6 protein-coding genes and 1 pseudogene are annotated in these 7,595 nt (G+C 75.7%); 1 reads left to right on the top strand and 6 read right to left on the bottom strand.

Annotated features, from left to right (window positions below; translation table 11 throughout):
* The 6 genes and pseudogenes from AB0C78_RS37555 to AB0C78_RS37530 form a co-directional block, all read right to left on the bottom strand.
* A pseudogene (locus AB0C78_RS37555) lies at nucleotides 1–95 on the bottom strand (ABC-transporter ATP-binding protein); the annotation flags it as partial.
* A 22-nt stretch (nucleotides 96–117) separates the two neighbouring features.
* Entirely contained in the window at nucleotides 118–744 is a 627-nt protein-coding gene (locus tag AB0C78_RS37550) for a GPP34 family phosphoprotein (protein ID WP_360757661.1), read from the bottom strand.
* A 2-nt stretch (nucleotides 745–746) separates the two neighbouring features.
* The gene (locus AB0C78_RS37545) at nucleotides 747–1,034 is read right to left on the bottom strand and encodes a hypothetical protein (RefSeq protein ID WP_360757658.1); all 288 of its coding nucleotides are present in this window, start codon (nucleotides 1,032–1,034) and stop codon (nucleotides 747–749) included.
* Between the two features lie 9 nt (nucleotides 1,035–1,043).
* Nucleotides 1,044–1,955, bottom strand: coding sequence for an SPFH domain-containing protein (locus AB0C78_RS37540; RefSeq protein WP_360757655.1), 912 nt, complete (start codon nucleotides 1,953–1,955; stop codon nucleotides 1,044–1,046).
* A 108-nt stretch (nucleotides 1,956–2,063) separates the two neighbouring features.
* Nucleotides 2,064–3,617, bottom strand: coding sequence for an MFS transporter (locus tag AB0C78_RS37535; RefSeq protein ID WP_360757652.1), 1,554 nt, complete (start codon nucleotides 3,615–3,617; stop codon nucleotides 2,064–2,066).
* A 199-nt stretch (nucleotides 3,618–3,816) separates the two neighbouring features.
* Nucleotides 3,817–6,990: a BTAD domain-containing putative transcriptional regulator gene (locus tag AB0C78_RS37530; RefSeq protein WP_360757649.1), complete on the bottom strand. Its 3,174-nt coding sequence runs from the start codon at nucleotides 6,988–6,990 to the stop codon at nucleotides 3,817–3,819.
* A 42-nt stretch (nucleotides 6,991–7,032) separates the two neighbouring features.
* On the opposite strand from AB0C78_RS37530, the gene AB0C78_RS37525 reads away from it, so the two are divergent.
* Nucleotides 7,033–7,458 carry a limonene-1,2-epoxide hydrolase family protein gene (locus AB0C78_RS37525; protein ID WP_360757646.1) on the top strand — a complete coding sequence of 142 codons (426 nt, stop codon included), beginning with the start codon at nucleotides 7,033–7,035 and terminating at the stop codon, nucleotides 7,456–7,458.
* Nucleotides 7,459–7,595: the final 137 nt, after the last annotated feature.

The following is a 7,595-nucleotide window of genomic DNA, read 5'->3' as shown; positions in this document are numbered from 1 at the left end:
AGCTCGGAGGCGTCCTTCTCCTCCGACATGCCGATCGGGCCGATCTTGCTGGCGTTGAGGAACTGCCGGACGACCGGCTCCTCGCTGGACAGCAGGCGCGCCACAGGCCGGCGCCGGTCAGCTCGACGCCATCGCGGCCCGCTGCGCGCGGATGACCTTGCGCACCGCCGGCGCCGCCGGACCCGACCGCGCCGTCAGCTCCGCGATCCGCCGCTTGTGCCGCCGCCGCTCGGACCCCGGCAGCACCGACGCCAGCTCGCCCGCCGCCGCCAGCGCCACCGCCGCCGCGTCGTAGCTGTTCACGTGCGCCACCGGACGGCCCCGCAGCGCCGACGACGCCCCGCCCCACAGCTCCTTCACCACCCGCGGGTCCCGCACGGTGATCTCCTCGGCCGGGAACAGGCCCAGCACCCGGCGCCCCCGCACCCGGATCCAGCCGCCCCGCTCCAGCTCGCCGCGCACCGCCCGCACCGTGGACCGGGCCTCCCGGCGCACCCAGTGGTGCCAGGGCCGCGGCCGCGACGCCGCGATCTGCGCCAGCAGCCCGTACGGGTCCTCGCCGGGCGTGCCCGGCACCGGCCGGCCCCGCCGCTCCTCCAGCCGCCCGTCCAGGAACAGCTCGGTCAGCGCGGCCCCCCGCAGCACGTACCCGAGCCGCGCGCCCCGCGCCGTCATCCGCTGCTTCCGCAGGTCGTAGGCCAGCAGGTACATCCTCGCCGGCAGCGTCTCCGGAACCTCGACCATCGCTACTCCTCGTTCGCCCCCGGCCGCGAGCCGCGCTCGCCCGGTGCCCCCTGCCCGTCGGAAACCCCGTCGTCCGGGGCCGGCCGCCCGTCGGGCGCCTTGCGCGGCCGGCCCGGCCGCCGCATCCGCCCCGCCGACCCGGGCATCCGCCCGGCGTCGGCCAGCGCCTGCCGCAGCAGGAACTCGATCTGGGCGTTGGTGCTGCGCAGCTCGTCCCCGGCCCAGCGCGCCAGCGCGTCGTGCACGGCCGGGTCGAGCCGCAGCAGGATCTTCTTGCGCTCCGTGGCCACTGCTCGCGGTCACTGGTAGAGCGTGCCGGTGTTCACCACCGGCTGCGCGTCCCGGTCGGCGCACAGCACGACCAGCAGGTTGCTGACCATCGCCGCCTTGCGCTCCTCGTCCAGGTCCACGACGTCCTCCTCGTCCAGCCGGTCCAGCGCCCGCTGCACCATGCCGACCGCCCCGTCGACGATCCGCTCCCGCGCCGCGACGACCGCGCCCGCCTGCTGCCGGCGCAGCATCGCCTGCGCGATCTCCGGCGCGTACGCCAGCCGCGTGATCCGCGACTCCACGATGTCCACGCCCGCCGAGGCGACCCGCTGCCGCAGCTCGTCCGACAGTTGCCCGGTGATCTCGTCCGCGTTGTCGCGCAGCGAGGTCCGCTCGGCCGCGTCGTAGGGGAAGCTGCCCGCGATGTGCCGGACGGCCGCCTCGGTCTGGAACGCCACGAACTCGACGAAGTCGTCCACCTCGAACACCGCCCGCGCCGTGTCGCGCACCTGCCAGACGACCACCGCCGAGATCTCGATCGGGTTGCCGTCCAGGTCGTTGACCTTCGCCAGCCCGGTCTCGTGGTTGCGGATCCGCGTCGACACCTTCCGCCGGTCCGTCAGCGGGTTCACCCACCGCAGCCCGTCCTCGCGGACCGTCCCCTTGTACCGTCCGAGCAGCTGCAGCACCCGCGCCTCGCCCGGCGCGACCGGCGTCAGCCCCAGCGCGATCACCAGCCCGGCGATGATCAGCACGATCCCGGCCGTCACCCCGGCGGCCGACGCCGCGCCGTCACCCGCGAGCCCGGCCACGAGCGCGCCGATCCCCACGAGCACCACCACCACGGCCAGCCCGAACATCGGCCACCCGCCCCGGTCCCGCGCCGCCCGCTCCTCGACCCGCGGCCGCGGCATCTCCACCTGCGCCGTCCCGTCCACCATCCCTGCCCACCTCTTCCTCGGTTATCACCAACATAGCAAAGTGATATCACTTTTTCCAAATGCCGATGCCCGGCCCCTGGTACGGGACCGGGCATGGGGCGGGCGGGGTCATCGGGGGGTGGGGACGGGGGTCTCGTCGGGGGTTTCGTCGGTGGTGTCGGGGATGACCTTGGGGACGGAGCGGAGGGTGACCAGGGCGAAGACGGCGACCAAGGCGGCGAGGCCCGCGCTGCAGAGCAGGGCGCCGTGCATGCCGTCCACGAAGGCTTCGCGGGCGGCGCCGAGGAACGGGCCGGCGACCTTGGCGGGCAGGGAGGAGGCGGCCTCGAAGGCGCCGGCGAGGGAGTCGCGGGCCGCGGACGCGGCCGGGGCGGGGACGTTCGCCGGCACGTGCAGGGCGTCGCGGTAGACGGCGTTCAGGACGCTGCCGAGGATCGCCATGCCGAGCGCGCCGCCCAGCTCGGTCGCCGTCTCGGAGATCGCGGACGCGGCGCCGGAGCGGTCCTTCGGGACGGACGCGAGGACGGTGTCGGCGGTGGTGGTCAGGGCCATCCCCATCCCGATGCCGGAGCACAGCATCCCCGCCAGCATCACCCAGTAGGAGGTGTCCAGGCCGACGGTGACGAAGAGGGAGAACCCGCCGGCGGAGACCAGCATGCCGATCGCGACGACCCGGGCGCGGCCGAGGGCGTTGATCAGCGGCGGGGCGAGGGCGGCGCCGCCGACCATGGCGCCGGCGGCGCCGGGCAGCCCGGCGAGGCCCGCCTTCAGCGGCGACCAGCCGAGCGCCAGCTGGAAGAACAGCGAGAAGATCAGCGACTGGGCGACCAGGGCGAACATCGCGAACATGTTGGTGCCGACGGAGCCGGAGAACGCGGCGCGGCGGAACAGCCGGACGTCGATCAGCGGCTCGGCGATCCGCGTCTGCCGGATCCAGAACGCGGCGAGCGCCGCGGCGCCGATCACCGCGGCGACGGCCACCCGGGGCTCGTCCACGCCGTGCGCCGCCGCCTCCTTGACCGCGTACACCAGGCCGAGGACGCCGGCGATCGACAGCGGCACGCTCACCAGGTCCAGCCGTCCGGTCACCGCGGTGCGCGTCTCGGGCAGCACGAACGCCCCGGCGGCGAACGCCACGACCATGATCGGCACGTTGATCAGGAAGACCGAGCCCCACCAGAAGTGGTCCAGCAGCGCGCCGCCGATGACCGGCCCGAGGCCGACCGCGAGGCCGCCGACGCCGCTGAAGATGCCGATCGCCATCGTCCGCTCCTTCGGGTCGCTGAAGACCCGGCGGATCAGCGACAGCCCGGACGGCATCAGGGTCGCGCCGGCGACGCCGAGCAGCGCCCGCGCCGCGATCAGCAGCTCGGCGCTCGGCGCGTACGCGGTGACGGTGGACGCGACGGCGAACAGCGCGGTGCCCGTCAGCAGCAGCTTCTTGTGCCCGATCCGGTCGCCGATCCCGCCCATGGTGATCAGCAGGCCGGCCAGCGCGAACCCGTAGGCGTCGGCGATCCACAGGATCTGCGTGGCGGACGGGTGCAGGTCGGCGCTCAGGTGGGGGATGGCCTGGTTGAGCGCGGTCAGGTCGATGTTCGGCACGATGGCGAGGAGGCAGCAGATCGCGAACGTGCCCCATTTGCGGGCTGAGGAGTACATGTCCGCAAGGTTCGCGGGGCGCGCTGACGGGGCGCGCACCGTCCGCTGACCGTCCCGGGCCCGGCCGTGCGCAAGCGGTGCGCGGGCCGGGCGCGGGCCTGGCGCGGGCCTGGCGCGGGTCTGGATCGGGCGGGGCGCGGGTCTGGATCGGGCGGGGGCGTGAGCGCGGCGGGGCGCGGGGCCGGCGGCGGGTGCCGGGTCAGTCTCCGGTCAGCTCGCGCCAGGAGTCGGACGGGGGCAGGCCGGCGCCCACGTCGAGCATCGCGAGGGCCTCGTCGCGGCCGAGGGCGGCGCCCTCGGCGAAGGCGGCCTCGTAGCGCGCGTCGCCGAGCGCGGCGCGGGCGTCCGCCTCGACCCGCTCGGCGTCGGCGTCCCCGGGGACCTGCGGGCCGCGCAGCAGCGCCGCGACGCCCACCAGCCGCGCGGCGCGCTCGGCGTCGCCCTCGGCGAGCGCGGCACCGCCGAGCCCCACCGCCGCCCCGGCCTGGTAGGTGAAGATCGGATGGTCGGACGAGATGCTCAGCGCCTCCAGGAACAGCTCCCGCGCGCGCGCCGCGTCGCCCTCGGCCGCCGCGATCCAGCCGAGCCCGACCAGCGCGGTCCCGCGCACCGCCCGCGCGATGAACCGCTCCGACGCGAACTGGGTCAGCGCCGCCTCGTACAGCCGCCGCGCCTCGGCGAGGTCGCCGCGCAGCCGCGCGATCCCCGCGAGCCCGGTGTGGCCGCCCGCGACCTTGTCGGGGGCGCCCGCCCGGCGCGCCAGCTCGATGCCCCGCTCCAGCTCGGCGGCCGCCCGGTCCGGGTCGCCGGCGTGGACGAGGACCTCCGCCCGCCGGTACAGCAGGTCGGCGGTGTCCTCCAGCGCGCCGAGCTGCCCCGTGAGTTCGAGCGCCTCGTCCAGCAGCTCCAGCGCCCGCTCACGGTCGCCGCGCCAGTCCGCGATCTGCGCGAGCGGGTCGAGGGAGTTCGCAGTGCCCCACCGGTCGCCGCACTCCCGGAACCCGTTCACCGCCGCCGTGCACGACTCCTCGGCGCGGTCGATCTCCCCGCTGAACTGGCGCAGGAACCCGTCGCTCATGTGGATCAGCGCCTGCGCCCACGGGTCCTGGCCGACGTGCATCGCGAACACCGCGAACTGCGTCCGGCTCGGCCCCGCCGTCAGCGCGTACTGCACGATCGTGGACGGGTACGTCAGCACCCGGCGGATGCCGTGCAGCAGCGTCTCCGCGCGGTCCAGCCAGATCTGCGCGCGGTCGCCCGTCACGCCCGCCGACACCGCGTTCATGACGCACAGGACGTACTCCTCCTCGCACCCCTCCGGCGGGTCGAGGCCGACGACGTCCAGCAGCTCGGCCGAGATCGACGCGCCCTCGATCCGGCCGCGCAGCCACCAGTACCACGACAGCGCCGCGACCATCCGCAGCGCGAGCACGGTGTCGAGGCGGACGCCGCGGCGCAGCGCCGCGTGCAGGTTGCCGTGGTCGGCGGCCAGCAGCCCGAGCCATTCCAGCTGCTCGGCGCCCCGCAGGTGCGGTTCCGCCCGCCGCGCGAGGTCGAGGAAGTACTCGGCGTGCGCCCGCTGGAACCGCTCGTCCTCGCCGGCCTCCTCGAGCCGCTCGGCGCAGAACGCCCGGACGGTGTCGAGCATCCGGTACCGGGTCCCGTCGCTCTGCAGCAGCGACTTGTCGGCCAGCTCGACGAGCAGCTCGTCGGCGTCGTCGAGGTCGCAGACCCGCGCGGCCGCCTCCAGCGTCAGCCCGCCGGAGAACACCGTCAGCCGCCGCGCGAGCGTCTGCTCCGCGTCGTCCAGCAGCTCCCAGCTCCACTCGACGACGGCGCGCAGGGTCTGGTGCCGGGGCGCCGCCGTCCGGTTGCCGCGCGACAGCAGCCGGAACCGGTCGTCCAGCCGGGTCGCGACCTGCTCCACCGGCAGCGACCGCAGCCGCGCCGCCGCCAGCTCGATCGCCAGCGGCAGCCCGTCGAGCGCCCCGCAGATCCGCAGCACCGCGTCCACGTTGCCCTCGTCGACCGCGAAGCCCGGCCGCACCGCCGCGGCCCGGTCGGCGAACAGCCGCACCGCCGGATACGCGGTGACCTCCGCGGCGGGCGTGCCCTCGGGCGGCAGCGCCAGCGGCGGCAGCGGCCACAGCGCCTCCCCGGTGATCGCGAGGGCCTCCCGGCTGGTCGCCAGCACCCGCAGCAGCGGGCAGGCGCTCAGCAGCCGGTGCGCCAGCGGCGCGACGGTCGCGACGACGTGCTCGCAGTTGTCCAGGACGAGCAGCATCCGCCGCCCGCTCAACGCCGTGACCAGCCGCTCCGCCGCGTCCGCCGGCGGCTCGCCGGGGCCCGCCATCATCCCGCTCTCGCGGAGCCCGAGCGCCCCGAGCACCGCCTTGGTCACCTCGGCCCGGTCGACCGGGGCGAGGTCGACGAAGCAGACCTCGCCGTCCTCGCGTTCCGCCGCCTCGACCGCCAGCCGCGTCTTGCCCGCGCCGCCCGGGCCGAGCAGCGTCACGAGCCGGCCGCCGGCCAGCATCGCGCCGACCCGCCGGACCTCCTCCTCGCGGCCGACGAAGCTGGTGAACTGCGCCGGCAGGTTCAGCCGGACGCTCTCCGCCGCCTCCGCCGCCTTCGGCCCCTCCACGTCGCCGCGGAGGATCGCCATGTGCACGTCCGCCAGCTCGGGTGACGGGTCCGCGCCGAGCTCGTCGGCGAGGACGCGCCGGCCGTCCTCGAACGCCTCCAGCGCCTCCGCCTGCCGCCCCGCCCCGTACAGCGCCCGCATCAGCAGCGCCCGCGCGCGCTCCCGCAGCGGCCGCGCGTCCAGCAGGTCGCGCAGATCCGGGATCACCGCGTCGAACTCGCCGAGCGCGAGCCGCGCCTCCGCGTGGTCCTCGGCGACCGCCGCCCGCGCCTCCTCCAGCCGCGCCGCCTGCGCGTCCGCGAACTGCGCCGACCGCACGTCCGCCAAGGCCGGGCCCCGCCACAGCTCCAGCGCCTCCCGCAGCAGCGCGGCCGCCCGCACGTGATCGCCCGCGCCCAGGGCCCGCCGTCCGTCCCGGGCCAGCCCCTCGAACCGGTGCACGTCGACCGCGTCCCGCTCGGCGAGCAACCGGTACCCGGCGGGATGCCCCTCGACCAGCGCCGCGTCGCCCAGCCCCCGCCGCAGCCGCGACACCTGCGACTGCAGCGCGTTCGCCGCCCCGGCCGGCGGCTCCTCCCCGTACAGGCCGTCGATCAGCCGCTCGCTCGTCACGACGCGGCCCGCGTCCAGGGCGAGCATCGCCAGCAGCGCCCGCACCCGCGGACCCCCCACCGCGACGGACCCCGCCTCGCCATGGGCCTCGACGGGCCCCAGAACCCCGAACAGCATGGCCCTGATTGTGGCGTATCCCCTCAAGTACCGTGGTCGTCCATGACCGAGATCCAGATCGTCCGCGAGTTCCTCTCCGCCCTCGAGGCCCTCGACGTCGACCGGGCCCTCGCCCTCGCCGCCCCGGGCATGGTCTACCAGAACGTCCCGCTTCCTCCCGCCCGCGGCCTCCCCGCCGTCGAGAAGACCCTCCGCGCGATGACCCGCTACGGCACGGGCTTCGAGGCCCGCGTCCACAACATCGCCGCGAACGGCCCCGTCGTCCTCACCGAACGCACCGACGTCCTCGAGGCCGGCTCGTGGCGCGCCGAGTTCTGGGTCTGCGGCACCTTCGAGGTCCACGACGGCCTCATCACCCTGTGGCGCGACTACTTCGACTGGACGACCTTCCTCGCCGCCTCCGCCAAGGGCCTCGGAGGTGTCCTCCGAGCCGCCCTATCCCCCCGCCCCCGAACCCGCACCACTTAACCCCCGCCCCTACGCGCGCTCGGTCGCAAGGGCGACCCTCGCCGCGGGCCGCGTTCAGCGGCTCCTGCGGCGCCGAGCGGGCCCGCTATCGTCGGCGTGGAACGTGTCGCCGTCCGCACTGCGTCGGACGGAAAGAA

Origin of the sequence: Actinomadura sp. NPDC048394, from assembly GCF_040651755.1 — a bacterium.
Classification (GTDB): Bacteria; Actinomycetota; Actinomycetes; order Streptosporangiales; family Streptosporangiaceae; genus Spirillospora; species Spirillospora montaniterrae.
The sequence above is the reverse complement of the archived record's forward strand: the minus strand, read 5'-3'. Positions and strand labels throughout refer to the sequence as shown.

Coding starts and splice junctions, on each gene's coding strand:
- AB0C78_RS37550 (WP_360757661.1), bottom strand. CDS start 744: ATGGTCGAGGTTCCGGAGACGCTGCCGGCGAGGATGTACCTGCTGGCC.
- AB0C78_RS37540 (WP_360757655.1), bottom strand. CDS start 1,955: ATGGTGGACGGGACGGCGCAGGTGGAGATGCCGCGGCCGCGGGTCGAG.
- AB0C78_RS37535 (WP_360757652.1), bottom strand. CDS start 3,617: ATGTACTCCTCAGCCCGCAAATGGGGCACGTTCGCGATCTGCTGCCTC.
- AB0C78_RS37530 (WP_360757649.1), bottom strand. CDS start 6,990: ATGCTGTTCGGGGTTCTGGGGCCCGTCGAGGCCCATGGCGAGGCGGGG.
- AB0C78_RS37525 (WP_360757646.1), top strand. CDS start 7,033: ATGACCGAGATCCAGATCGTCCGCGAGTTCCTCTCCGCCCTCGAGGCC.